This is a genomic window from Pantoea sp. USHLN256 (assembly GCF_037149875.1).
Taxonomy (GTDB): Bacteria; Pseudomonadota; Gammaproteobacteria; order Enterobacterales; family Enterobacteriaceae; genus Pantoea; species Pantoea nemavictus.
Map to the genome: position 1 here is coordinate 850,452 of NZ_JBBCQO010000002.1, position 25,841 is coordinate 876,292.

17 protein-coding genes are annotated in these 25,841 nt (G+C 57.5%); 10 read left to right on the plus strand and 7 right to left on the minus strand.

The window, feature by feature from the left end:
* Positions 1 to 43 precede the first annotated feature (43 nt).
* The 3 genes from WFL93_RS08820 to fes form a co-directional block, all read right to left on the minus strand.
* On the minus strand, positions 44 to 8,470 hold the full coding sequence (locus WFL93_RS08820) for an amino acid adenylation domain-containing protein (protein ID WP_336777906.1): 8,427 nt from the start codon (positions 8,468 to 8,470) through the stop codon (positions 44 to 46).
* Between the two features lie 104 nt (positions 8,471 to 8,574).
* A complete protein-coding gene (locus WFL93_RS08825; protein ID WP_049851145.1) occupies positions 8,575 to 8,796 on the minus strand; it encodes an MbtH family protein in 222 nt (73 codons plus the stop codon).
* On the minus strand, positions 8,789 to 10,147 hold the full coding sequence (fes, locus tag WFL93_RS08830) for an enterochelin esterase (protein ID WP_336777907.1): 1,359 nt from the start codon (positions 10,145 to 10,147) through the stop codon (positions 8,789 to 8,791). Before fes ends, WFL93_RS08825 begins: the two co-directional genes overlap by 8 nt.
* A gap of 276 nt (positions 10,148 to 10,423) precedes the next feature.
* Here fes and WFL93_RS08835 point away from each other — a divergent pair, with 276 nt between their 5' ends.
* Together WFL93_RS08835 and WFL93_RS08840 are read left to right on the plus strand one after the other, a co-directional pair.
* Positions 10,424 to 12,610 carry a TonB-dependent siderophore receptor gene (locus tag WFL93_RS08835; protein WP_336777908.1) on the plus strand — a complete coding sequence of 729 codons (2,187 nt, stop codon included), beginning with the start codon at positions 10,424 to 10,426 and terminating at the stop codon, positions 12,608 to 12,610.
* Positions 12,611 to 12,782: 172 nt separating this feature from the next.
* Positions 12,783 to 13,268 (plus strand): hypothetical protein, encoded by a 486-nt coding sequence (locus WFL93_RS08840; protein ID WP_007891284.1) that lies wholly within the window; start codon positions 12,783 to 12,785, stop codon positions 13,266 to 13,268.
* Positions 13,269 to 13,326: 58 nt separating this feature from the next.
* Here WFL93_RS08840 and WFL93_RS08845 read toward each other — a convergent pair whose 3' ends face one another.
* The 4 genes from WFL93_RS08845 to WFL93_RS08860 form a co-directional block, all read right to left on the minus strand.
* Positions 13,327 to 13,956 carry a LysE family translocator gene (locus WFL93_RS08845; RefSeq protein ID WP_180824231.1) on the minus strand — a complete coding sequence of 210 codons (630 nt, stop codon included), beginning with the start codon at positions 13,954 to 13,956 and terminating at the stop codon, positions 13,327 to 13,329.
* A gap of 72 nt (positions 13,957 to 14,028) precedes the next feature.
* Entirely contained in the window at positions 14,029 to 14,562 is a 534-nt protein-coding gene (locus tag WFL93_RS08850; protein ID WP_336777909.1) for a GNAT family N-acetyltransferase, read from the minus strand.
* Positions 14,543 to 14,854 carry a type II toxin-antitoxin system TacA family antitoxin gene (locus WFL93_RS08855; RefSeq protein ID WP_336777910.1) on the minus strand — a complete coding sequence of 104 codons (312 nt, stop codon included), beginning with the start codon at positions 14,852 to 14,854 and terminating at the stop codon, positions 14,543 to 14,545. The genes WFL93_RS08850 and WFL93_RS08855 overlap by 20 nt, the downstream gene beginning before the upstream one ends.
* A 213-nt stretch (positions 14,855 to 15,067) precedes the next feature.
* Positions 15,068 to 15,379 (minus strand): PTS lactose/cellobiose transporter subunit IIA, encoded by a 312-nt coding sequence (locus WFL93_RS08860; protein WP_009128272.1) that lies wholly within the window; start codon positions 15,377 to 15,379, stop codon positions 15,068 to 15,070.
* A gap of 168 nt (positions 15,380 to 15,547) precedes the next feature.
* Here WFL93_RS08860 and WFL93_RS08865 point away from each other — a divergent pair, with 168 nt between their 5' ends.
* The 8 genes from WFL93_RS08865 to WFL93_RS08900 all read left to right on the plus strand — a co-directional run bounded on the left by WFL93_RS08865 (position 15,548) and on the right by WFL93_RS08900 (position 25,840).
* Positions 15,548 to 16,882: a PTS sugar transporter subunit IIC gene (locus tag WFL93_RS08865; protein ID WP_049852816.1), complete on the plus strand. Its 1,335-nt coding sequence runs from the start codon at positions 15,548 to 15,550 to the stop codon at positions 16,880 to 16,882.
* Positions 16,883 to 16,891: 9 nt separating this feature from the next.
* The gene (locus WFL93_RS08870) at positions 16,892 to 18,319 is read left to right on the plus strand and encodes a glycoside hydrolase family 1 protein (RefSeq protein ID WP_336777911.1); all 1,428 of its coding nucleotides are present in this window, start codon (positions 16,892 to 16,894) and stop codon (positions 18,317 to 18,319) included.
* A gap of 9 nt (positions 18,320 to 18,328) precedes the next feature.
* Positions 18,329 to 18,646: a PTS sugar transporter subunit IIB gene (locus WFL93_RS08875; RefSeq protein ID WP_336777912.1), complete on the plus strand. Its 318-nt coding sequence runs from the start codon at positions 18,329 to 18,331 to the stop codon at positions 18,644 to 18,646.
* A gap of 78 nt (positions 18,647 to 18,724) precedes the next feature.
* Positions 18,725 to 19,498 (plus strand): FCD domain-containing protein, encoded by a 774-nt coding sequence (locus tag WFL93_RS08880; protein ID WP_036621357.1) that lies wholly within the window; start codon positions 18,725 to 18,727, stop codon positions 19,496 to 19,498.
* A 503-nt stretch (positions 19,499 to 20,001) separates the two neighbouring features.
* Positions 20,002 to 20,634 carry an aldolase gene (locus WFL93_RS08885; protein ID WP_049852819.1) on the plus strand — a complete coding sequence of 211 codons (633 nt, stop codon included), beginning with the start codon at positions 20,002 to 20,004 and terminating at the stop codon, positions 20,632 to 20,634.
* Positions 20,635 to 20,688: 54 nt separating this feature from the next.
* A complete protein-coding gene (locus WFL93_RS08890; RefSeq protein WP_049852820.1) occupies positions 20,689 to 22,029 on the plus strand; it encodes an MFS transporter in 1,341 nt (446 codons plus the stop codon).
* 41 nt (positions 22,030 to 22,070) lie between these two features.
* On the plus strand, positions 22,071 to 24,158 hold the full coding sequence (locus WFL93_RS08895) for a hydantoinase/oxoprolinase family protein (RefSeq protein WP_336777913.1): 2,088 nt from the start codon (positions 22,071 to 22,073) through the stop codon (positions 24,156 to 24,158).
* Positions 24,158 to 25,840 (plus strand): hydantoinase B/oxoprolinase family protein, encoded by a 1,683-nt coding sequence (locus WFL93_RS08900; protein ID WP_336777914.1) that lies wholly within the window; start codon positions 24,158 to 24,160, stop codon positions 25,838 to 25,840. Before WFL93_RS08895 ends, WFL93_RS08900 begins: the two co-directional genes overlap by 1 nt.
* The last annotated feature ends 1 nt before the right edge of the window (position 25,841 follow it).

Below are 25,841 nucleotides of genomic sequence, written 5' to 3' on the forward strand. Positions count from 1 at the left end.
AAAAAGAGCGCGATAAATCGCGCCGCTACGGTGTGTGCCTTGTTTAACGCCCAGCTAACAGCTGATTTATCAACGGCCCCAACACTTTCAGCGAATCCGCTGAGAGAATATCGGCGTGTTCGCAATCCAGTGGGAACAGGGTGAGCTCATCCACAAACGGCGCCCAGCTGGCGCGGACATCCATATCCGGCGGCACGGTTTTTTGCGCCATAAACAGCGTGGCGCTGCCGGCATAACGCGGGGTGCGCGCTTCCGCCAGGCGCGCTACGGCGTCTTTGTAGTTGGCCACGATGGTGCTAAACATCGCCGCTTTCTCCGCTCGCAGCTGTGGATCGCGTTCGTCTTCGGTCGCGGCCATAAACTCGGCCTGCTCGCGTGCCACTTCGCGCTCCGCCTCATCGGCATCCGGCGTGCGCCAGTCCTGACCTTCTGCCGGATAGGTATCCAGCAGGCCGAGGAAGGCCACCTCTTCACCTAACGCCTGCAAACGTGCGGCGATACCTTGCGCCAGCGTGCCGCCGAGTGAATAGCCGAGCAGGAAGTAAGGCCCGCGCGGCTGCTGCTGGCGGATCGTCGCCAGATGCTGGTCGCACATCGCCTCCACGCTGTGACACGCCGCAATCACCCCGCCAGGGCGCGGCGATTGCAGGCCGACAATTGGGAAGTCGCCGTCCAGATAGTGCAGCAGGGCGCTGTACTGCCAGGCGAAACCGGATGCCGGATGGATACAGAACAGCGTGGGGCCGCTGCCTGCGCGCAGCGGCAGCAGTTCACCGTTGCCGCCGGTTTCGCTGCTGGCGTCGCCGTCGAGCAGCGCCGCCAGCTTCTCCACGCTGCGTGCTGCGATGATCTGCCCAATACTCAGCGGCGGCACATCACGACGACGCAGTTCTGCCGCCAGGCGCATTGCCAGCAGCGAATGGCCGCCGAGCGCGAAGAAATCGTCATCGGCGAACACGCTGTCGCAGCCCAGTAGCTGTTGGAACAGATCGGCCAGCAGATGTTCGTTGGCGCTGTCCGGCACTCTACCGCTGCGCGTGCTGAGCTGCGGCATCGGCAGCGCTTTGCGATCCAGCTTGCCGTTGGCGCTCAGCGGCAGATCGTCGAGCAGCAGATAGCTGGCCGGTTGCATATGCGCAGGCAAACGTTCTGCCAGCTGCTGCTTCACGCGCTCGATGTCCAGCGTGGCGCCCGCATCTGCTACCAGCCAGCCCAGCAGCTGACGGTTATCGACGCCCGGTGTCGACTGCTGCGTAAGGCTGCGCGCCGCAACGACGGCCTGCGCCACGCCCGGCAGCGCGACTAATGCCTGTTCGATTTCGCCCGGCTCAATGCGCTGTCCGCGCATCTTCAGCTGATCGTCGCTGCGCCCCAGATACTCCACCGCACCGTCGGCGCGCCAGCTGGCGATATCGCCGGTGCGATACATGCGTTCCCCTTCGGCAAACGGCGCGGCGACAAAGCGCTGCGCGGTGAGATCGGCACGATGCAAATAGCCATCGGCCAGCTGCACGCCGCTGAGATAGAGATCGCCTGGCACGCCTACCGGCACCGGACGCAGCAGGCTATCCAGAATATGCAGCTGCGTGTTCCATACCGGACGACCAATCGGCACGCCCGGCCCGTTCAGCCCCTCCAGCGCGCTGCCGCTGGCCGGTTGCCAGGTGACATCGACGGCGGCTTCGGTCGGACCATACAGATTGTGCAGCGGCGCGGTAATCAGTGCCTGATAGCTGCGCGCCAAATCGCACGCCAGCGCTTCACCGCTGCAGAATACGCGACGCAGGCTCGGGCAAGCCTGGTCAGTCTGCGCCGCCAGATGGCCGACAAACGCGGCCAGCATCGAGGGCACAAAGTGCAGGGTGGTGACGTGATAGTCGTCGATCAGCTGCCACAGCGCCTGCGGATCGCGATGCGCCTCCGGCGGCGCCATCAGCAACTGCGCGCCGGTCATCAGCGGCCAGAAGAACTCCCATACCGACACATCAAAGCTGCACGGCGTTTTCTGCAACACCACATCGTCGGCGCGCAGTGGATAGCTGGCCTGCATCCAGCGCAGGCGGTTGACGATGGCGTGTTGATTCACCACCACACCTTTCGGTTTGCCGGTGGAACCCGAGGTATAAAGGACGTATGCCGGGCGCTGGGCATCCGCTGGCGGCAGATTGTGGCGGGCCTGCGCCTGGCTGGCGGCTAAGGCATCAAACAGCATCAACGTACCAAAGCTGGCGAAGCGGCTCTCCAGCGCGGATTCGGTGATCACCACCCATGGCCGCGCATCGTCCACCATATAAGCCAGACGCTCATCGGGATAACCGATATCCAGCGGCAGATACGCCGCACCCGCTTGCAGAATGGCGGTGAGCGCAATACTAAGGCGAACCGAGCGCGGCAGCGCCACGGCAACGATATCGCCCGGCATCACGCCCGCTTCAATCAGACGATCCGCCAGTAATCTTGCCTGACGCTGCATTTCGCCGTAGCTCAGCTGATGTTCAACGTCCAGCAGCGCCAACGCGTCCGGGGTACGCGCCGCCTGCTGGGCAATCGCCTGCTGCAGGGTTTCGGTTTCCAGCTGCACGCCAGTGTTGTTGACCCAGGCAAGCAGCGATTGCTCAGCTAGCGTTTGCAGTCGCCACTGCGCCAGCGGCAGATCCGGCGTGGAGACCAGCTGCTGCAGCAGCAGTAACAGCCGCTCGGCGAGGCGTTGCGGCTCAGTGACGCAGTCGCGATACTCCATTAACAGCGTCAGCTGTTCGCCCGGCAGCACCAGCAGCGTCAGCGGATAGTGCGTGTAACCACGGTTGTGAATCGCTTCGCAGCGCACGGCAGCATGGGCATCCAGCAGCGTTTGGTTGTCCGGATAGTTCTCCACCACCAGCAGGGTATCAAACAGCGTACCCGCGCCGACCAGCTGCTGAATCTCGGCCAGACCGAGACAATCTTGCTCAATCAGTTGAATTTGCTGCGCCTGGTGATCGGCCAGCTGCTCCAGCAGTGGCCGCTGATGATCGAACCGCATGCGTACCGGCAGCGTGTTGCTGAACAGGCCAACGTGCGCATCGATGCCATCGATATGACCAAAACGACCGGACACTGGGGCACCAAACACCACATCTTGCTGACCGCTGGCAACGGACAGCATCAGGCCCCATAAGCCCTGCATCACGCTGTTCAGGGTTAATCCGCGTGCGCGGCATAGCGCATAGAGGTCGCGCTCCAGCGTGGCATCCAGCGTAATGCGCTGCTCATGAACCACGCTGTCGGCGGCCTGCGGATAGAGCAGCGTCGGCCGCACCTCGCGCAGACACGCCTGCCACTGCTGTCGCGCTTCATCGCTGTCGCGCTGGCTGAGCTGACGCACAATATCGGCGTAACTGCTGCTGTGCGCGGGCAAGGTTTGCTGGCGCAGCGCACAAAGCAGATCGTGGAGGATCACCGGCGTTGACCAGCCATCCACCACCAGATGATGCGCGTTGAGCAGCAGCGTCCAGTGCAGGCCGTCGCGATGGGCGATCAATGTGGCCTGCAGCATCATCGGCTGGTTGAACAGATCCTGCGCCAGCGCCTGATGCTCCAGCGCCAGCAGCGCCTGATCTTCGTCTTCCTCAGTCAACTGATGCACCGCCAGCGGCCAGTGCAGTTCACCTGCTGGTAACAGCTGCAGCGGCTGTAGGCTGAGTTCGGCGTCGAAGCGTGCCGCCAGCTGTGGATGACGGCGCAGCACCGCGTTCAGCGCCTGCTGTACCGAGGTCACATCGATAGCGCCGCTCAGCGTCAGGCGCGTTAACGAGTTATAGCTGCCTTGCTGTGCGCTGGTTTGTGCGTGGAACAGCAGGCCTTTTTGTAACGGCAGCAGCGGCAACGCATGGCTAAAAGCGCCGTGACGCGCATGCAGCTGTTGCAGCACCGCATCGTCGATGCCTTCAAGCGCGACGTCGGCGGCGACCAGCGTGTTGGCGGCCTGTTGCGGCTGCTGGTGAGCCAGTGCCTTTAACGCCTGTGCGCCGCTGGCCATGGCCTGATGCAGACTGTCAATCGCTTCGGCGTTCAGCACGCCGGCGGCCCAGCTCCAGTTAAGCGCCAGCTGCGCCGCGTGAGATTGCTCCTCGACGAAGACGTTGAGTTCCAGCGCGTGCTGCAGCGGCAGCGCCTCATCCTGCAGCACCGCAAAGGTGTCGCGGAACTGCTGCGCAGTGCGCTGTGGCGACCAGTAACCGCTGCGCTGCGTGAAGCGGCCGAGGTAGTTAAACAGCACCTGCGGCGCATGTTGTGCCGCCAGCTGGGCCAGCGCCACACTACGATGCGCATCGAGCCAGCGCAGCTGACCGTAACCGATACCGCGATCCGGCACCGCGCGCAGCACCGCTTTCACCGCGCGCACGCTGTCATTGAGCGGCGCGTGTGGATTGTCTGGCAACGGCAGCAGCAGCGGGAACTCCGCCGTCAGCCAGCCGACGGTGCGCGCCAGATCCTGCTGCGCATGCAGTTCAGCGCGACCGTGCGACTCCAGCGTGACGCGTTGCAAGGCGCTGCCGTAATGCTGGCGCAGCCCAAGGGTCAGCAGCGTCAACAGTAACTCTTCGCTAGTAGCGCGATAATGGTGCGGCAGCGTGTTGAGCAGCGCATGCGTGGTGGCTGCATCCAGCAGGGTGCGTTGATGCTGTTGGCGATCGCTGAGCTGCATGGCGCGCTGTCCAATGGGCGGCAGCGGTTCAGCCAGCATCTGTTGCCAGAAGGGCATTTCGTTAGCGCGCGCTGCGAGGTTCGCCAGCAAGGCTGCCGACCAATCATGCAGCGAGGTTTCCTCGGCGGGGAGGGTCAGCGGCGAGTTATGCAGCAGCGCTTCACCGGCCAGTTGCAGCTCATCGAGCAACACACGCCAGGAAACGCCATCAACGATCAGATGATGCAGCGTCAGCACCAGTGCGCAGCTGGCGCCATGTTGTTGCAGCAGCGTGGCTTTGAGTAGCGCACCGGCCGCCGGATCCAGCGCATTAGCATCCTCGCTAAACGCCTGCTCCGCCGCGCTATCGCGATCCTCCACGGCCAAGGCGCGTACGCGGGCAGGGCGTGACGCCAGCGTTTCACCGACCACCAGTCGATCGCCGCGAGTGAAGGCATTGAGTGCCGGATGCGCCTGCGCCAGTTGATCGATCAGCTGTTCTACCTGCGCGAGCTGTAACTGCGGCGGCACCGACAGCAGCACGCCATGCGCGAAGCGTGCGTTGATGCCCGCTTGCGCATTGAACCAGTGCAGGATCGGCAATCCGCCCAGCGCGCCCTGCTGCGCCACGCGCTCGCTGGTGGTGTGCTGCGCCAGCGGCTGTAAATCACGCGCCATGCGTGCAGCGGTACGTTCAGCGAAGATTTCGCGCGGACGCAGCAGATAACCGGCGCGGCGCGCGGCGGTGCTAAGTCCCATCGCCGAAATGCTGTCACCGCCGAGCGCAAAGAAGTCATCTTCGGCACCTACGCTTTCCAACCCGAGCAGGCCCGCGATCGCCGAGCAAATCAGCTGCTCCTGCGGCGTGCTGGCGGCGCGGCCTTGGCTCTGCTGCGCCTGTTGCGGCTTCGGCAGCGCCTGACGGTCAATCTTGCCATTCACGTTAAGCGGCAAATCCGCCATCACCATCAACACCGCCGGCACCATGTAATCCGGCAGCTGAGTGGCGAGCTGCGCCAGTAAACGCGCGTTGAGCGCGCTATCCGCACGCAGCGCGTCATCCTGCACCGAGCAGTAGCCAATCAGGCGATGCGTCGCGCCGATCACTTCGGCGATCACCACGGCGGTACTGACTTCCGGCAGCGCCACCAGCGCGTTCTCTACTTCACCGAGTTCGACGCGGAAGCCGCGCACTTTAATCTGGTGATCGGTACGGCCAATAAAGGCCAGCTGGCCATCCTGACGCCAGCGCATCAGGTCGCCGCTGCGATACATCACGTCGCCCGCGCGGAACGGGTTGGCAACAAAGCGTGCGCTGGTGAGATCGGGACGACGCAGATAGCCGCGCGCGATGCCGGTTCCGGCGATATACAGTTCGCCAGCACACCCGATGGGCACCTGACGCAATTGGTTATCCAGCAGATAGACTTCGCTGTTTCCCACCGGACGACCAATCACCGGCTGCGGCGAGGCCATGACATTGGCGCCGAGCGTATCGATGGTGTATTCCGACGGGCCATAATAGTTGTGGATCTCCATCTGCTGCTGTTGCTGCATCAGCTTCCACAATGTCGGCGTCGCCGCTTCCCCGCCAATCATCACAAACGATGGGCGATGGTTGTCGGCTTCCAGCAGGCCGCTGTCGATCATCTGCGAGAAGAAAGACGGCGTGATATCCAGCAAATCGACCGGCACCGCATTCATCTGCTGAATCAATCCCCAGGCATCGCGGCGCAGATCTTCGTCAAAGATATTCAGCTCGCAGCCCATCAGCATGCAGAACAGCGGTTCCCACGAGGAGTCGAAGGAGAATGACGCGGTGTGACCGGCGCGCATGCGGCGCGGGCTATTGGCGCTAAAGCGCGCAATCGCCGGGCCGAACAGGTGTTCGCGGTGCGACAGGAACAGATTGAGCAAGCCCTGATGGGTGCTCATCACACCTTTGGGACGTCCGGTCGATCCCGAGGTGTAGATCATGTAAGCCAGATCGTCACCGCACAGCTGGGTGACCGGCGGACAACTGGCCTGGGCGTTAAGTTGATGGTTTAGCGCTGCATCATCGATGCACAGATGCGGCAGCACCGGCATCTGCGCCAGCGTGCTGGTGTGTGTCAGCAGCAGTTTAGGCTGTGCGTCATCGCACATCAGGGTTAAACGTTCGCGCGGGTAATCGAGATCGAGCGGCATATAGGCCGCGCCGCTCGCCAGCACACCAAAGATGGCCACCAGTGAATCCACCGAACGCGGAATGCCAATGGCGACTACGTCGTCAGCGCGCAGACCGCGGGCGATCAGCAGATGCGCGAGCTGCATGGCGCGATCGGCGAGCTGGCGATAGCTCAGACTATGCTCGCCGCACACCACCGCGATCTCATCGCCATGCTGCGCGGCACGTTGCAGCAGGATATCCACGATAGTGGTGGTATTGGCGGGTGGCAGGATAGTTGGGCCGCTAGACCAGCGCTGCAGATCGCGTTGCTCCTGCGGTGCCAATAATGACAGTGCACTAAGGGTGAGTGTGGGTTGTGAGGCGAGCTGACTTAACAGATGGCTGATGCGATCAGCGTGACGTTGTAGCGTTTGCCCATCGTAACGTTGCGGATTTGCCACCAGCGTCAGCTGCAGTGCGCCATCGCGGAAGCCCACTTCAAATTCCAGATCGTCAACCGGGCCCATCGCCAGCGTATGGGTGGCGGCAGGATGACCATCGAATTGCAGATCGTCGTGATAGACCTTGACGTTAATCACCGGACCATACAGCGCCTGGCTGCTGCCAACCAAACCCAAATCACGACGCAGCTGCTCCGCCTCATAGCGCTGATGGCGGCGCGCCTTGCGGATTTCACCCTGCAGCTGCTGCACCAAATCCGGCAACGTCATCTCATCGCTGACGCTAAAAATCAGCGGCAAGACGTTCACCACCGGTCCGAGCGTTGAGATTGCCGCTGAACCCATGCGACGCATAAACGGGAAGCCAATCGATAAGCGCGCACGATGGCTCATGCGTGCAAGATAAGCGACCAACAGGGCGCTGACGATATCGCCTTCGCTGCTGTCAGCGAGCTGTGGTTGTTGGCGCAGCGCTGCCAGCTGCGGCAGCGTCACCTGACAGCTGATTGGGCGCGCGCCAGCAGCGATCACGCTTTCGCTGGAGAGCGAAAGGGTTTCCGGCAGGTCCGCTGCGTAGCTGTGCCAGTGACTGGCTGAGCGAGTAAAGGCGGCAGAATTTTGCCACTGTTGATACTCCTCAATCACGCTGGTGAAGGGGGTAAACGGCGTGGGCGCTGGCATTTCACCGGCACACACGGCGGCGTAGATCGCTGCGACGCGCTGGGTCAGCGCTTCAAAGCTGAAACCATCCACCAGCAAATGGTGATAACGCTGATACCACAGCCAGCTGCCGTCGCCGATGCGTAATAACGCGTGGCGATAGAGCGGTTTGTCGCCGTCGGCAGGCAGCTCAGCGGCGAGATCCGCCTGCATCAGCTTGTGTGCCTGGCTGCTGGCGTCGGCGCGCTGGCTGAAATCGTGCCATTCCGGTGCGATGGGTGCTTGTGCATTGAACCACTGCGCTGGATTGCCCTCATCGTCGAGACCAAAGCGCGCCTGCACGGTATCCGCTTCGGCCATCGCCTGACGAATAGCGCTATCCAGCGCGGCGCGGTTGATGTTGCCGTGCAATACGCTGTAGTGCGCCACGGTAAATTGATTGCGCTGCGGCGCAATACTGTCAGCAATCCAGATGCCGGGCTGCGCCGCCACCAAAGGATAGGCCGCAGAGGGAGGTTGTTTGTACGTTGCCAAAGGACAATTCCTGTCTGATTCCCGTCATCCTTCAGGCTGCAGCGGCGTTGGCTGCAACCCGAAGGATGATGGGAATAAATTAATTAAATGATTAAAAGTGAAAATCAGGCTGCGGTAGACGACGTCTGTTGCGTCGCTGGTCGCATGTCGTGCCAGTTGGCTTCAATAAACGCGATGGCGGCGGCGCGCGTTAGCGGCCCTGCCACGTTATGCCAACCCGCCGGTACCGGGGCAAACGCTGGCCACAGGCTGTATTGCTGGCGCGCGTTGAGCAGCACCAGAAAATCCAGCGCATCGTTATCAAACGGATTTTGTTGTTCAGACATGATGAGTACCTTCAGAGGGTGAGGTTGGGGAAAGAAAATCGGCCAGCAGCCAGCGGCAGCCGTCGATCAAACCGCCACGCCAGCACAGCGCATCGTGCCCTCCGGCGTAGCGGCGAAAATGTAATTCATGGCCTGCAGCCTGAAGCACCGGGGCGATCTGCTGGTTGACGTACACCATGTCGGCCTCGCGATCGCCCACTTCCTGAAAGATCTTCAGCTTGCCCGGCGGCAGCGTGCCTTGCTGCAGACGCTGTAGCAGCAGGCCAGGCGCGTGATGCTCGCGGTTGGCGTAATCGCGGATGTACTGCAGATTGGGCCACCAGAAGGAGCCGGATTGGGTCAGAACGCGGCCGAAGCGCTGCGGCCAGTGCAAACCGGCATAGAGCGCGGCCAGTCCGCCGTAACTTTGCCCAGCCACCAGCGTGCGATTGGCGTCGCTGCTGAACGCGGCGTGCTGGCGCGCCAGCGGTAAGAGTTCCTGCTGCACTGCTTGCCAGAAGGTGGCGTTGCACGGCAATTCAGCTTCGCGATGCTGACTGTCGATGACATCGATAAACAGCCAGCAGGTCGGCGGCAGTTCGCCATCCGCGGTGACCTGATCCAGCGCGCTGAAAATCGGTTGGCCATACACCCAGTTTTGTCCGTCGAGCAGAATCGCCAGCGGACGCTGTTCAGGCCGATCGGTTTGCCCGGTGCTGTACAGCCAGACGTTGCGCGTCACGTTGAGCAACTCGCTGTGCCACTGCAAGGTTTGCAGCGCATCAGGCCAGGTTTCAGCCAGTCCGGCATCCAGCGCGCGCCATGCCGATTGATCCGGCGCATCCGGCATATGTGCGTTGCTCAGGGCAAAGCGTCGGCTGCTGAGAAACGGCGGCGTGGGGTTGAGTTTGTCGGGAATCGCCAGCGGCATCAGCGAAATCCACCATTTGCGCTGCAGCGCGCGACACGCCTCTTCGTCGCCACAAAACAGCGGCGGCAACTGCTGCGCGGTGGCGGGGATCAGGCTGTAACTGCCGCGCCAGTCTGACTCAATATGCGTCGACCAATGCCAGACGTTGCTGTCGCCCACCCGCTGCAAACTTTCCGGTGCTTCGCTGTGGTGATCGGTTACGCCATTAATATCGACATACACCCGTTGCGTGGATGAAAGTGCGGAATGACCTTCGGGATCGCGCCAGAAGAAGTGCATGGTGGTTTGACCGGTGTCGTCACGCTCCACCAGCGGCGTTCCAGCGGCGTAAAGCCGCTGCCACCAGCCATCTTCACCCACATCTGCCTGCTGCAACCATTGCGCAACTGTCCCGGCGGGCAACCACTCATCTGTCGTTTTATCTGCGCTAGCTAGAAACATCCTGCAATCCATCTCCACATTTTGTTCATGATCTTTACTTAATCAAAGCTAATGCAAATGCTATTGATAACGATTTACATTTGCAATATGATTTTTCGCGCCTAATAAACCTTCGTATTTTCAGTGGATTATTTTGTGAAGGACGTCACGCAGGGAGATTAGGACCGTAAATAACTCAAGGCAGTAATATTTCAATCCGTTACAGCCGCGCCGTTGGGCATGGCGAACGAACGGATTATTTCATCTACAAGGCAGTTTGAAATAGAGATGGCAACTATGTCCGTTAACGCAAAAAAATCAGCAATACCTGCTGTGGCACTGCAATTCAGATTCAATCGGTTATATCTCTCTCTGGCCTCAATTTTGTTGCTGGCACCTGCGGCATTCAGCGCGGCCGCGGAAGAAACCCTTACCGTGAATGCCGACACGCGTGAAAGTGTGACCTCACCGCTGCAGGGTTATGTGGCGAAAGAGAGCGCGGCAGGCACTAAAACATCCACGCCGCTGCGTAAAACGCCGCAATCCATTTCGGTGATTACGCGCGAGCAGATGGACGACCAGGCGGCGGCCTCGGTGGCGGATGCGCTGAGCTACACCAGCGGCGTGCTGACTAACTATCGCGGCAACTCCAATCGTAACGATGAGATCATTGCGCGCGGTTTCCGCTATGCGCCGAAGTTCCTGGATGGCCTGAGCTATGGTTTGTCCGGTCAGGGGGGCGCAGCAGGGCAGATCGATCCCTGGCTGCTGGAGCGCGTAGAGATGATTCATGGCCCAGCCTCGGTGCTGTACGGCCAGGTTAATCCGGGCGGTATTGTTGCCATGACCAGCAAACGCCCGACCGCGCAGAGCATTCACAAAGTACAGCTCAGTAGCGGCAATCAGCATTTGGGGGAAGCGGCGTTTGATTTCGGCGGCAAGCTGAATGATGACAACACGCTGTTCTACCGCTTGAACGGCATCGCCAGCACCAAACATGAGTTCGTCAAAGACAACAAACAGCAGCGAATGGCGATTGCGCCAGCGATCACCTGGCTGCCCAATGCCGATACCAGCTTCACACTGTTGACGATGTATCAGAACGAGCCAAAAGCGGGCTATCGTAACTTCCTGCCCGCCAGCGGGACCTTGAAAGAGAGCAGCGCAGGCTTCATTCCTTACGACTTCAACGTTAGCGATCCGAGCTTCAATGAAGCCAAGCGCGAGCAGACGTCAGTCGGGTATATCTTCGAGCACAACCTGAGCGACAACGTCAGCTTCACGCAGAATCTGCGCTACAGCAACATGGACGAATCGTACAAATATCTGGTGTATACCTTTGATGCCGATAACGATCACTCGATCAACCGTCGTCCGCAGCACGACAAGATCAAGTCGAAAGAGTTGGGCCTTGATAACCAGCTAAAAGCCATCTTTGATACTGGCAATGTCGCGCACACTGTGCTCGGCGGGCTGGATTACAAGTGGAGCGACGTCGATAACAAACTGTGGCGCGACAGCGGCGATCAATACATTCTCGACTGGGCTAATCCTACGCGTATCAGTATTAACGAGAGCGATCTGACGCTGACCACCAGCACGCGCAAGAAGCTCGATCAGGTTGGCGTTTATCTGCAGGATCAGCTGGAGTGGAATCAGTGGAATCTGCTGCTGTCGGGGCGTCATGACTGGAGCGAAATTCGCACCCAGGATCGCACCGATAACAGCGAAACCCAGCAGAATGACAACAAGTTTACCGGCCGCGCGGGTTTGTTGTATGCGTTTGATAACGGGATTTCACCCTATGTCAGTTACAGCACTTCATTTGAGCCAAACCTGAGCAGCGGCGCGCCGGGCACCGATCCGTTTAAACCGACCACCGGCGAACAGACGGAAGTGGGCGTGAAGTATCAGCCGGTTGGCTGGGATGCGGTCTTTACCGTTTCGGCGTTTGATATCACGCAGAAAAATATCACTGCCTATAACAACGTGACTGGCTATAACGAGCAGATCGGTAAAGTGCGTTCGAAGGGTATTGAAACCGAAGCGCATGCGCAGATTACGCCTGAGATCAAACTGTTGGCCGCCTATACCTACACCGATGCGGTGACCAAAGAGAGCAGCATCACCGAACGTATTGGTCACTCACCGTCGAGCATTCCGCGTCATGCGGCGTCAGCGTGGGGCAGCTATACCTTCCTCGATGGCGTACTGAACGGCTTTACATTGGGTAGCGGCGTACGTTACACCGGCACCACGCCAGCGGATGAGACCGGCACCGACAACGTGCCGCACTACACGCTGTATGACGTGATGGCAAAGTATGAGCTGGGTGAAGCGATGAATTCGCTGCGCGGCACCACGCTGCAGCTGAACGTTAATAACGTAGCGGATAAGCACTACGTGGCCTCTTGCAGTAACTCCAGCGCCTGCTTCTACGGCAGCGGTCGTTCGATCGTCGCCTCGGTTAACTACAGCTGGTAATTCCCGCGGCGGCCTGACCGGCCGCCGTTTCGTTGCACATCGCGTGCGGCACGCCTGCCAATGAAACATTTCCTGACCGGTTTTCGGAAAATACTGTATTTGTGTGACTGTCATCACTCTGCAAGGCACGCTAAAATGAACGCTTCTCATTTAGCAGGGGTTTTTCGTCACGATGTTATCGCGTTTCACTTTGGCCACTTTGATGGCAACAATCATGCTTACCGGCTGCGCTCGCCTTGCCGCCGTTACCGGTACATCCACTGACACCACAGCCGCCGCTGATACCTCCGCGGCCCAGCCTGCGACCGGCGCACCCATCGACAACAATGACTCGCCTTCTCCTTTTGAGACCGGCCCAACGGTAATCAACGTTTCGCATCTGGTCACGCGCACCGATGACGGCTCTTCCGTTTATGTGACGGTTGATGGTCAGGATGCCGGTTTGTTGAAGAAGGGTGAGAAGCGCGAGATTCGCGTGGCGCCAGGTAAACACCAGATTGGTGGTTACGTGCAGACGCTATTTGGTTTTGGCAAAGTGACGATTGCTTCCGTGGATGTCACCACCGATCCAAACAGCCCAAAAAACGTGGTTTATTCTGTTACGCGTCAGAAGCCAGCGTTCAGTGAAACCGACGCTACACCGCCGAATAATTCCTGATTTTGCTTTGTGCGCCGCGTGTTCTGTAGGGTCGCCATTTATGGCGACCGTATCGACCTCAGCTGCGACTGAACACCAACTTCAAACCCGCAACGGTAAAGCAACAGGCCAGCAGCGCATCTAATCCACGGCGGATGCGGCGATAGAAGGCCGCCATCACTGCGGTGGAAAACAGCAGCGCATATCCCCCAAACACCAGCACGCAAATTGCCGCACAGCCAGCGATAATCATCGGTAAGGTTGACGCAGCGGCGCCCGGTTTAAGCGCTACCGACATGATGGCTACCCAGGTCAGGATCGCCTTGGGATTGCCGACGTGCATTAAAATCCCCTGACGGAACATTGTGCCAAAACGCGCTTTTTCGTTGCCCGGCGCTAATTCCCCGACATCCGACTTACGCAGTGCCGATTTTCCAGCCTTGTAGGCCAGCCACAGCAGATATAAACCACCGCCAATCTTCAGCACAATCAGCAGTTGCGCGAAGGTAGCCAACACGGTGAGTACGCCGCAGGCCGCCAACAGCGCCCACATCATCGAACCGCCAATCACGCCACTGGCTAAGGCTAACGCCGCGCCGCGTCCCTGTTTCATGGCCGTGCCCATAATCGCCATGTTGCTGGGACCCGGACTGGCGGTGGCGACGAAATAAGTGGTGTAGATCAAAATCAATTCATGTGAAAGCGCCATAGGTTCCTCTGCGATGGCTTTGTTAACATTCTGTTATATCGGCCAGACGGCTGCTTTCCTAATGAATATGCTTCATGCCGCCAGAATGTGTTGAATCGCCAGAAACATCGGGATTGCGCCAAATACATTTGGCGGCTCATGCAATGTTACAAACCCCAGACGGGTGTAAAAATTCACGGCTTGCGGTTCGGCATCCAGATAAACGCCTTTTACAGGCAATGCTTCATGAATAATTTTGACGTGGTCGAAGAATGCCCCCAACAAATCCTGGCCATAACCTCTCTTTTGTTCACGGATTGCCACTCCCAGCATGACTAAGCGCACAACGCCTACTTCAGCTGGCAATGAACCTGACAACACACCAGTAAGTTTCTGTTTCAATAGGGAATAAGCGCTGAACGTACATATTCCTAATAGCTCGCCTGTGTTAGCGTCGATCAACGCTTTAGCTGCGCAGTTTCCATCTTTTACGCTTTTTTTAAGCGAGTTTCGTACAAAGGAATTGATGATTGCATTGCCGCAATCGAAGTGTTTATTGCCGGGATAGGTGATGTCTGCCTTGTAAGCGCACACCATAACGTCGGTGCTATTTGTCGACTTTTCCATCTGCTCTTTTCCTTCGCATCAACGCTTGTAATGCCAGCGTCGGAGCTGCAGGTTCAGACATGAGCTGATTCACTTGCTGCCAACTCTCTTCAGAAAGCTGACGACGTCGCTGATTATCCAAAACGGTTTCTGCACGCTCAAGCGCCGCATTTAAGATAAAGGCACTCAAATCTAATCCTGCAGCGGTAGCTGCTTCCTTAAGAACTTCTTTAAGATTTGAACTGGTTTTTAATTCGACGCGCGCATCTTTAACAGCGCGTGTATCGGTACTAAGTGCGGGTGCTTTTGGCATAGCGAGAGCCTCGTAGAGTAAAAACGCCTCCTGTTGACGTCAGTCCTTAAACTTATGCAGCGTTGCATTATGAGTGATGTCTTTCAATTCAGTTAGCCTTGTACGGCTGATAACCGTATGTGGACAAATTACCCTTACCGCATAATCATGTCAATGCGTACGGTTAATAGCCGTATCAAATTCATTCTCCATTTGGATTTTGCTGTTTTAACTTCAGTGACCTTGCAACTCCTTACGCAACAGCACTAACTCGCCCGCCAGGTCGCGGCAGAGCATCGCCGTCATTAGATGATCCTGTGCATGCACCATAATCAGCGTGACCGGCACTTTGCCGCTGCCTTCATCGGCGCCAATTAACGCAGTCTGGATCTTATGCGCCGCCTTTGCAGCTTCGTCCGACGCCGCTAACGCGTCATCCGCCCCTTGCCAGTCGCCTTTGCGGGCTTGCTGAATCGCCATCATGGCTTGCGATCTCGCCTCACCGGCATTAATCAGCAACTCCATCATCGTTTGTTCAAAATCCATAGCCGCCTCACTTATTGGTATGCCAAATTAACGTTAACGATGCTACCGGAATACCAAAAAGAGGTTCCGCGAGCAGGATCACAGAAATTAATCACGATGATCGCCATTTTGGTATGCCACGAACCATCAAGCTCACGCATAACACTTAAAACCGCTGAGGGTTGACCAATGTCTCTACAGGAACGTCTTATCGATTCACTGGGTAGCTTTGCCACGCGATTCAACAGCTACCGCTACATCATGGCGATCAAAGCCTCGTTTATTACATTGATGCCGGTGATTATAGTCGGTGCTTTTTCGGTGCTGATTTCTAACATGGTGCTCGATCCGAAAAATGGCCTCGCCAGTTTCGCGTCACTGTCGTTTCTCGCCGATTTAAAACCGATCACCAGCAGCATTAATTACGCGACGCTGAGCTTTCTGAATATTGGCGCAGTGTTCCTGATTGGTATTGAACTCGGCCGCATCAACGGCATTAAAACGCTGTTTCCGGGCTTATTGGCGATCATCTGTTTTATCTCCGTCACGCCCACCACACTGCAAATGCTGGTGGACGGGCAGATGCATGTGGTCACCGATGTGTTGGCGAAACAGTTCTCCGATACCAAAAGTCTGTTCCTCGGCATGTTTATTGCCATTCTCTCGGTGGAGATTTACTGCCGGCTGGAGCAGGTTGAGCGGCTGAAAATCAAGATGCCGGATACCGTGCCGCCGAACGTGGCCGCGTCATTTTCCGCGCTGATTCCGTCGATCATCACCGTCACGCTGGTGGCTACCTTTGGCTTTATCTTCCATCAGATCACCGGCATGTACCTGTATGACGCCGTATATAAAGTGGTGCAGCAGCCGCTGGAGTCAGTGGTGCAGAGCCTGTGGGGCATTCTGCTGTTGATGTTTGTTGCCCAGCTGTTTTGGGTGATTGGTATTCACGGCAACCAAATGGTGAAACCGATTCGCGAGCCGCTGCTGCTGGGGGCAATTCTGGTCAACATGAACGCCTTCGAGCAGGGTAAGGAAGCGCCAAACATCATCACCATGCCGTTCTGGGATGTGTATATGAGCATTGGCGGTTCAGGCCTGACGATTGGTTTGTTAACCGCGGTGATGATTGCCACCAAACGTAAAGAGATGCGTGAAATCGCCAAACTGTCGTTTGGACCGGGCCTGTTTAATATCAATGAGCCGGTGATTTTTGGTATGCCGATCATGCTCAATCCCATTCTTGCCATTCCCTTCATCATTACGCCGCTGGTTACCGGTTCGATTGGCTATTTCGCCACGGTGATGGGTTTCGCCGGTAAAGCGGTGGTGATGGTTCCCTGGACCACGCCGCCGATCATCAACGCGTGGCTCTCTACCGCCGGTTCGATGGGTGCGGTGGTGACACAAATTATCTGCATCGTGGTTTCGGTATTGATTTATCTGCCCTTTGTCAAAGTAGCTGCGCGTCGAGCTGAAGCGGCGGAAGCGAAAAATTTGCAGGCAGAGCTGGCACAAAATTAAGGAGAACCTATGAGTAAGCACACCATTAGGCTGCCGGAAGGCTTTATTCTCGGCGCGGCGGCGTCGGCCTGGCAAACCGAAGGCTGGAGTGGCAAAAAAGCGGGGCAGGACTCTTACCTCGATGCCTGGTATCAGCAGGATCGTCATGTCTGGCATAACGGTTACGGGCCGGCAGTGGCGACGGATTTTATCAACCGGTTTCGCGAAGATGTGGCGTTAATGAAAGCGGCAGGGCTGACGCACTATCGCACCTCCATCAACTGGTCACGTTTTCTCACCGATTATGAAAACGCGATTGTTGATGAAGAGTACGCGGCCTATTACGACCAGTTGATTGATGAGATGCAGCGCCAGGGCATTGAACTGATGTTATGCCTCGAACATTACGAACTGCCGCTGCAATTGCTGGAGGCGTATGGCGGCTGGCAGTCAAAGCATGTGGTCGAGCTATTTACGCGCTATGTCGAAAAGGTGTTTGCCCGCTACGCCGGAAAAGTGACGCGCTGGTTTGTTTTTAATGAGCCGATTGTGGTGCAGACCCGCGTCTATCTTGATGCGATACGCTGGCCCTATGAGCAGAACACGCATAAGTGGATGCAGTGGAATCACCATAAAAATCTTGCCACGGCGAAGGTGGTGAAACTGTTCCGCCAGCAGGGATACGCCGGCACGATTGGCACCATTCTTAATCCTGAGGTGACTTATCCGCGATCGTCTGCCGCGCACGATGTTCAAGCCGCGCAACGCTACGATCTGTTTTATAACCGGGTATTTCTCGACCCGGCGATCAAAGGCACCTATCCCGCTGAACTGCTGCAGCTGCTGGCTAAACATGACGTGCAGTGGGACGCGACGGAGGAGGAGCTGGCGATCATCGGCGCCAATACCGTCGATGAAGTGGGGCTCAATCTTTACTATCCGCATCGCGTGAAAGCGCCTTCCCGTGCCTGGCATCCGGAGACGCCGTTTCACCCCGCTTTTTATTACGAGCATTTTGAGTTACCGGGCCGCCGCATGAACAGTTCGCGCGGTTGGGAAATTCAGCCGCGCATCGTTTTCGACATGGCGCAGCGTATGAAAGAGGAGTACGGCAATCTGCCGTGGTTTGTGGCGGAGAGCGGCATGGGCATCGAAAACGAAGCGCAATTTAAGAATGCGCAGGGGGAAATTCAGGACGACTACCGCATTAACTTTATTGCTGAACATCTTTACCAGGCGGTGCGCGCGCGTGAAGCGGGCAGCAACTGTCTGGGCTATATGCTGTGGGCGTTCACCGACAATGTTTCACCGATGAATGCGTTCAAAAACCGCTACGGACTGATCGAGATTGATCTCGACAATCAACGCCAGCGGCGGATGAAGAAATCGGCGCACTGGTTCCGTCAGTTGCGTGACTCGCAGCAATTGACCCTCAATATTGACGATGAAGCCAAATAAGGACGACCTATGAAACGTATTATTCTTGCCTGCGCGGCCGGCATGTCGACTTCGCTGCTGGTCACCCGCATTGAAAAAGAGGTGATAGCACGTGGCCTTGCGTATCAAATTTATGCCATCCCCGAGCAAAACCTGCGTGAAGAGTTACAAAATTACGGCCAGGAGGTGGTCGTGGTGCTGCTGGGGCCGCAGGTACGCTTTAAGCTGGAGGAGAATAAAAAGTTGACCGACAGCTATCAGCTGCCGATTGCGGTGATTGATAGCGTGGCTTACGGCACGTTGAATGGTGCAAAGGTACTCGATCAGGCGCTGGCTTTGGTACACTAGCGCCCAGATAGCAGTAGGGTTCCGGCTCGCAGAGGATGCGACCGGACCTGGTGCACCATGATGGAAAAGGGTGAGAGCGTGGAAAAAGCCGAAGCGCCACAAGAGAAAAAGCAGTATCAGGAAATTGGTCAACATCTGCGTCAGCAAATCCTTGATGGCCATTATCCCGTTGGCTCACGACTGCCGCCTGAGCGCCAGTTAGCTGAAACCTGGGGCGTGAGCCGCACCATTGTGCGTGAAGCGTTGCTGATGCTGGAGCTGGAAGGCACCGTAGATATTCGCCAGAGCTCCGGCGTATACGTGATGCGCATTCCTTCCGCCAGTGAAGATGCGGAAGAGGCCTTTTTCCGCAGCGATGTCGGCCCGTTCGAGATGTTGCAGGCGCGTCAGCTGCTGGAGAGCAACATTGCAGCCTTCGCCGCCAAAATGGCCACCAAAGCCGATATCGAAAACCTGCGTCGTACGCTGGAGCAGGAGCAGCGCGCCATCGCACTCAATGACAGCAGCCAGGATAACGACAAGTTATTTCATTTGCTGTTAGCGGGCGCAACGCAAAATCAGATGCTGCTCGACACGGTCACCAGCGTCTGGCGTCATCACGAAGCCAGCCCGCTTTGGCAGCAACTGCGACCGCAGTATGAAACCCGCGCCTATCGCCTGAAGTGGTTAGGCGATCATCAAACGATTCTGGCGGCGCTGCGACGTCGTGATGTGATGGGATCCTGGCAGGCGATGTGGCAGCACCTGGAAAACGTCAAGAACACGCTGCTAGAGTTGTCCGATGCGGATGCACCAGACTTCGACGGTTATCTGTTCGAATCAGTGCCGATTTTCCAGGGAAAATTGATGTGATGATGGTGAGTTAATCCAGGAAAACCGGCACAGCCGTTCGTAGGGTCGCCATTTATGGCGACCACTCATCCCTCTACGCACCGCAACGGTGCAATTTAACCCTACCCGCAAATATTTAACCGCTGAAAACTGCAGGTATTATTTATTTGCTTATGACGATTTATTAACTCCTGCACTAATTTGTGACGCTCATCCCTCAATTTAATAAGTAGTGCACTGAATTTGTGCTGCTCATCATGAAATCGACATAAGAAAACAATATATCTGCGTACAATCCGCTTTATTTCGATTTATGCCAGCTGCAGGTAATAAATAACTTACTAAAATTATTGTTATCTATCATATGTTTATTTGTGATTCTTTCGTGTGAGTTCCCCATCTCGTGGTTAATTTAAAACCACGCACCTGTCATATTCATGTAAAAAAACCGTTGCATATCCATTTTTTAAAATGATAAAAGTTTCTCACTTGCTAATTATTTCTCATTTTAAAGGTGACCAACAATGGCTCTTGAAACGGCTGAAGTGCGTATTTCTACCTCATGGCAGCGCCCAGAGAATAAATGGCTGGCGGCATTTGCTGAATTTCCGGTTGCCAATATTGGTGATGCGATGGAAAGACTGAATATGTGCGATGGCGGCATTGTTCCGGTCTCCTCAAAAACGGCATTTGTCGGCTTTGCCTTTCCGGTGCAGGTCACGGCAGGCGATAACGCTGCGGTGATTCGCGCACTGGATTACATCCAGCCGGGCGACGTGATGATGATCAACGGCCAGGGACACATCGATCGGGCGCTGGTGGGCGAGCAATTGACGCAGCGTTTTCAGCATGCCGGTGCGGTGGCGCAGGTTATCGACGGCGCGGTTCGCGATCGCAGCGTGATTGAGTCCACCGGCTTACCCACATTCTGTCGCGGCACCACGCCGGCAGGTCCGTTCAAAAACGGTCCTGGCGTCATCGGTGAGCCGGTCGCGATTGGCGGCGTGGTGTGCTGCGCCGGCGATATTGTGGTCGGCGACGATGATGGCGTCATCATCATTCCGTTCTGGCGTGCAGAGGCGGTATTAGCGGCGGTGCAGGAAGTCGCGCGCCGTGAAGCAGAGATGACGGCAGAAGTGACGCGTCAATATAAGTAAGCCTTTGGCTTCACGAATTCCGGGGATGTATCAACACACTTTCAGGGCAAACCAATGACGAAATCACATGCGGTAACAATGGATTACGCTTTGCCGAAGGACGGAACAACCAAAAATAACGTCGTACGTCGCGCCTCTCTGGCGGGCGGTGTCGGCTCGTTTGTTGAATGGTATGACTACGGTATTTACGGCCTATTAGTCAGCTCGCTGGTGCTGGTGTTTTCCGCCAGTGACATGAGTAGCAGCGACTCAGGCCTGATGCTGACTTACCTCGGCTTCACCGTGAGTTTTTTTGTTCGCCCCTTTGGCGGCGTGATCTGCGGTTATCTCGGCGACAGAATGGGGCGTCAGAAGCTGCTGGCGATTTTATTGCTGATGATTTCACTGGCGACAGCGGCAATTGGCCTGCTGCCCAGCTACGCCAGCATCGGCTGGGCGGCACCGGCGCTGCTGATTTTGCTGCGCATTGTGCAGGGCTTTTCTGCCGGTGGTGAAGTCTCCGGCGCCGGTTCGTTCGTCGCGGAGTATGCCGAAGATCACCGCCGTGCGATGGTGATGTCACCGTTGGTAATGGGATCGTTTATCGCTCTGCTGTTCGGCAGCTTGCTGATCAGTGGATTGATCAACGTGTTCGGCAGCGAGGCGATGACCGCCTGGGTGTGGCGCGTGCCGTTTTTGCTGGCTATTCCAATGGCGTTGATTGGCGTCTACATCCGCACGCGCATTGAAGATACGCCTCACTTTCAGATGGTAAAAGCCAACAAGCGCGTGGTGCGCAATCCGCTGCGTGAAGTGCTTTCCTCAAAGCGTCATCTGAAAGCGATTGGGCTGGCGATCACCTTGCCGGCGGTCAACGGACCTGGCTATTACATCCTTTTTGTCTACATGCCGACTTATCTGAACAAAGTAATGCACTTCCAGCAGATTCAAAGCCTGATGGTCACCGCCTGCGGGTTGATCACCATTATTGGCGCGATTCCGATGATGGCCTGGCTGTCGGATCGTCTGGGGCGTAAGCCGCTGCTGGTGGCCTCCGCTATCGCCATGGCGGTGCTGGCCTGGCCCTGTTTCTGGCTGTTGACGCTCGGCATGTTCCCGCTGGCGTGTATGGCGGCGATTCTGCTGGCCTTTGCCTTCGCCGGACATGCTGGCGTGATTCAAGCCACGCTGGCCGAAATGTTTCCTACCAACGTGCGTTACAGCGCCTACAGCATCGGTTTCAACCTCTCCACGGTGATCTTTGGCGGCTCCGCGCCATTGCTAATGACCTGGCTAATCGGTCTGACCGGCATCGCCAGTATTCCCAGCTATATGGTGATTTTCACCGCCGCGCTGACGCTCATCAGCACGCTGTATCTGAAAGAAACCGCCGGTAAGCCACTCGCTGCCGAGTGAACGCCGTAGCAATCAGCTCACATCTGGATTTCGAGGTCACTATGAAAAACGCGTCACCCTGGCGGATAGGGTTTGATATTGGCGGCACCTTTACCGATCTGGTGCTGTTGAATGATATCTCTGGCGAAGCGCTGCGGCATAAAACCCTCACCACGCCGGAGGATCCTTCGGAAGGTGCCTACACCGGCTTAACTCAGCTGGTGGAAATGGCCGGGCTTAAAGCCAACGACATCTATACCATCACCCATGGCACCACGCTGGCTATCAATGCGCTGCTGGAACGACGGGGCGCGAAGACCGCCTTGGTGGTCACGCGCGGTTTCCGAGACGTGCTGGTGCTGGGGCGTGAGTATCGTTATGACATCTACGACCTGAACGGTGCACCGGCACAGCCGTTACTGCCGCGTTCGCAGTCATATGAAATTAGCGAACGCGTGACGGCGCGCGGCGCGGTAATTACGCCGCTCGACGAAGCCGAAGTAGTGCAGCTGGCCGCAGAGCTGCGCGACAAAGGCTATGAAGCGGTTGCCGTGCTGTGTATGCATGCCTATGCCTGGCCGGATCATGAAAATCAAATCGAGGCTATTTTCAGCCGCGAACTGCCCGGTGTGTCGATCTCGGTTTCGCACAAAGTGTCGCGTGAAATCCGCGAATACGACCGCGGCGTATTAACCGCCATGAATGCGTTTGTTCAGCCCAAAGCGCGACGCTACATGGCGCGGCTGGAGAACAAACTGCGTGAGGGCGGCTTCGTCTGCGACTGGCTGGTGATGGGATCAAACGGGGGGTTAATGGCACCGCAGGTTGCCGCTGATTATCCCACGCGCATCATAGAATCTGGTCCGGCGGGCGGTATTGTCGCCACTGCCGCTTTTGCCCGGAAAAACGCCCAGCCGCAGGTGCTGGCGTTTGATATGGGCGGCACCACGGCCAAAGCCTGTGTGGTGCGCGATGGCCAACCCTCCATCACCATTGATTATGAAGTCGGGCGTGCGGATCGCTTGCTGAAAGGCAGCGGGTTGCCGGTCAAGCTGCCGGTGGTGGACATGATTGAGATTGGTGCCGGCGGCGGCAGTATCGCCCGCGTCGATTCACTCGGGTTGCTGGAAATCGGTCCGGAAAGTGCCAGCGCCTGGCCGGGGCCGGCGTGTTACGCGCGCGGCGGCGAACGGCCAACCGTCACCGACGCCAACCTGGTGCTGGGCTTGCTCGATCCCGATGCGTTCCTCGGCGGACGCATGCCGCTGGATGTCGCGGCGGCGCGTCAGGCCATACGCCGCGTGGCCGAGCCGCTCGGATTGAGCATTGAAGATGCCGCCTGGGGCATTCACGAAGTCGCCAATAGCAAAATGTCCGAGGCACTGCGCACCCATTGCGTTGAGAAAAACGTGAGTCCAGCACAGATGACCATGCTGGCGTTCGGCGGCGCAGGCCCGAGCCACGCCTGGTCGCTGGCAAAACAGCTGAGCGTCAAGCGCGTCTATTTCCCCAATGGTGCGGGCGTTTACTCCGCCTTCGGTTTACTAACCGCACCGCCAAGCGCCGACTTCGTACGCAGCGATCGCTGCCGCCTGCAGCCGGGCATTGATGTCAAACGCATCGCGGCGTTGTTTGCCGAAGGTTTTGACGAAGCGATCACTACGCTGGCGGCGGCTAACGCCGATCCCAACACAGCGCTTCAGCAGAAACTCGCGGGCGTGCGCTATGTTGGTCAAGGCTCGGAACTGACCGTGACGCTGCCGGAAACCTTCCTCACCCAAGGCGATGTAACCGCCTTAATTGATACCTTTGAAGCGGCGCACCTGGCGCGCTTTGGTCGCACATTGCCGGGACAAGGGGTGGAAGTGGTGAACTGGCGTGGCCGCGTGCAGACCACGCCGCCGACGCTGAATACCAGCGATCGATTGCGCCACGCTGAACCCGAAGCGCGTGAGAAAAGCTTGCAGGTGTATCTGGGGCGCGAGCAGGGCTTTAGCGCCTGCCGCGTGATCCCGCGCAGCTTGCTGGTAACCGGTGAAGCGATTCACGGCCCGGCGCTGCTGCAGGAAAAAGAGTGCGCGATTTATGTCGGTCCTGGCGCGTCAGCGCAGCTGGACCCACAAGGCAATATTTTGATGGAGCTGAATTGATGAGTGCGACAACCCCCGATCATCTGCGTTTTCTCGACGATCCCATTAGTCTGCGCATTACATGGGATCGGCTGGTCAGTATCTCGGAAGAAGCGGCGGCCACGCTGGTCAATATGGCGTTTTCCAGCATTATCCGCGAAGTTGGCGATTACTCCTGCCTGCTGATGGACGCCAGCGGCAGTTCGCTGGCCCAACCGAAAACCAGCGTCCCGGTGTTTATTGGCACGCTACCCGCCACGGTGCGCCATCTGTTGGCAAAATTCCCGGCGGAGACGCTAAAACCCGGTGATGCGCTGATCACCAACGATCCCTGGCTCGGCACCGGCCATCTCAATGACGTGACGGTGGTTACGCCGGTGTTCCGCGCGGGCAAGCTGGTGGCGTTTACCGGCGCGGCGGCGCACATGTCGGACATTGGCGGCTCGCTGAATATGGGATCGTCGCGCGACATGTTCGAAGAGGGCTTCCTGATCCCGCCAAGCAAATTGATGATTGCGGGTGAGGTGAATCAGCAACTGCTGGATCTGTTCCTTGCCAACGTGCGCTCGCCGGATCAGGTTGAGGGCGATCTGCACGCCATGCTGGCGGCTAATCAGATAGGTGCCAACGGTCTGCTGGGTTTGATGGATGACCTGCAGCTGGAATCCGTTACGCCGCTGGCGGAAAAAATTCACTCGCTGACTGAAATCGCCATGCGCAAAGCGATTGAGGCGGTGCCGGATGGGCGCTATGAAGCGGCGGTCGATATTGGTGACTATGAAGGGGATATCCATCTCAACGTGGCGGTAATTGTTGAGGGGAGCAACATCACTATCGACTACGCCGGCTCCTCCGCGGAATCGCTGTTTGGCAGCAACTGTCCGATATCGTTCACCTATGCCTACAGCGTTTATCCGCTGAAGTGCCTGCTGGAGCCGCATCTGCCGAATAACGAAGGCTGCTTCAAATCCATCACCGTCACCGCGCCGGAAGGCTCGATTGCCAATGCGCGTCCACCTTGTGCGGTCGAGATGCGCAACCGTGTTGGGCATATGGCGCACGCGGCGATTTTTACTGCGCTAGCGGAGATCATGCCGGATCGCGTGATGGGCCACTCCGGCAGTGCGCCGGTGACCTGCGATGTGTTCGCCGGGCAGTTTGATGACGGGCGGCGGTTTGTTGAAAGCCTGTGCGTGAACGGCGGTACCGGCGCACGCCCTGCCGCAGACGGCATTGTCACCGGCTTTCCCGGCAACATGTCCTCCACGCCGGTGGAACTGATTGAATCTGCCACACCGCTGCTGTTCCTGCAGAAATCCATCGTTCCCGATTCCGGCGGTGCCGGTCGCTATCGTGGCGGCGTGGCGCAACGCATGGTGATTCGTAATACCAGCAAATATCCGCTTTCGCACAGCATGTTCTATTCGCGACAAAAACACGCGGCAGAAGGCGTTTTGGGCGCGGCGGCGGGTGCGCCTAACTTTGTGGCAATTAACGGCGAATCGCTGGCGAAACCGGTCGGCCGCCATGATGTGTTACCTGGCGATGAAGTCACCATTCAAATGCCAGGTGGCGGCGGCAAGATGCCGGTGGCCGAACGCGATCTTAAGGCCATTTTGTGGGACGTACAGGAAGGTTACATCACTGAAGCAGGCGCGTTGCGTGATTATGGCGTGAACCTGAATGAAGCTAAAAGGAGCTAAA

Excerpts from the sequence above, each read along its gene's own strand:
- WFL93_RS08825 (WP_049851145.1), bottom strand. The coding sequence starts at position 8,796 with ATGTCTGAACAACAAAATCCGTTTGATAACGATGCGCTGGATTTTCTG.
- fes (WP_336777907.1), bottom strand. The coding sequence starts at position 10,147 with ATGTTTCTAGCTAGCGCAGATAAAACGACAGATGAGTGGTTGCCCGCC.
- WFL93_RS08835 (WP_336777908.1), top strand. The coding sequence starts at position 10,424 with ATGTCCGTTAACGCAAAAAAATCAGCAATACCTGCTGTGGCACTGCAA.
- WFL93_RS08840 (WP_007891284.1), top strand. The coding sequence starts at position 12,783 with ATGTTATCGCGTTTCACTTTGGCCACTTTGATGGCAACAATCATGCTT.
- WFL93_RS08845 (WP_180824231.1), bottom strand. The coding sequence starts at position 13,956 with ATGGCGCTTTCACATGAATTGATTTTGATCTACACCACTTATTTCGTC.
- WFL93_RS08850 (WP_336777909.1), bottom strand. The coding sequence starts at position 14,562 with ATGGAAAAGTCGACAAATAGCACCGACGTTATGGTGTGCGCTTACAAG.
- WFL93_RS08855 (WP_336777910.1), bottom strand. The coding sequence starts at position 14,854 with ATGCCAAAAGCACCCGCACTTAGTACCGATACACGCGCTGTTAAAGAT.
- WFL93_RS08860 (WP_009128272.1), bottom strand. The coding sequence starts at position 15,379 with ATGGATTTTGAACAAACGATGATGGAGTTGCTGATTAATGCCGGTGAG.
- WFL93_RS08865 (WP_049852816.1), top strand. The coding sequence starts at position 15,548 with ATGTCTCTACAGGAACGTCTTATCGATTCACTGGGTAGCTTTGCCACG.
- WFL93_RS08870 (WP_336777911.1), top strand. The coding sequence starts at position 16,892 with ATGAGTAAGCACACCATTAGGCTGCCGGAAGGCTTTATTCTCGGCGCG.
- WFL93_RS08875 (WP_336777912.1), top strand. The coding sequence starts at position 18,329 with ATGAAACGTATTATTCTTGCCTGCGCGGCCGGCATGTCGACTTCGCTG.
- WFL93_RS08885 (WP_049852819.1), top strand. The coding sequence starts at position 20,002 with ATGGCTCTTGAAACGGCTGAAGTGCGTATTTCTACCTCATGGCAGCGC.
- WFL93_RS08890 (WP_049852820.1), top strand. The coding sequence starts at position 20,689 with ATGACGAAATCACATGCGGTAACAATGGATTACGCTTTGCCGAAGGAC.
- WFL93_RS08895 (WP_336777913.1), top strand. The coding sequence starts at position 22,071 with ATGAAAAACGCGTCACCCTGGCGGATAGGGTTTGATATTGGCGGCACC.
- WFL93_RS08900 (WP_336777914.1), top strand. The coding sequence starts at position 24,158 with ATGAGTGCGACAACCCCCGATCATCTGCGTTTTCTCGACGATCCCATT.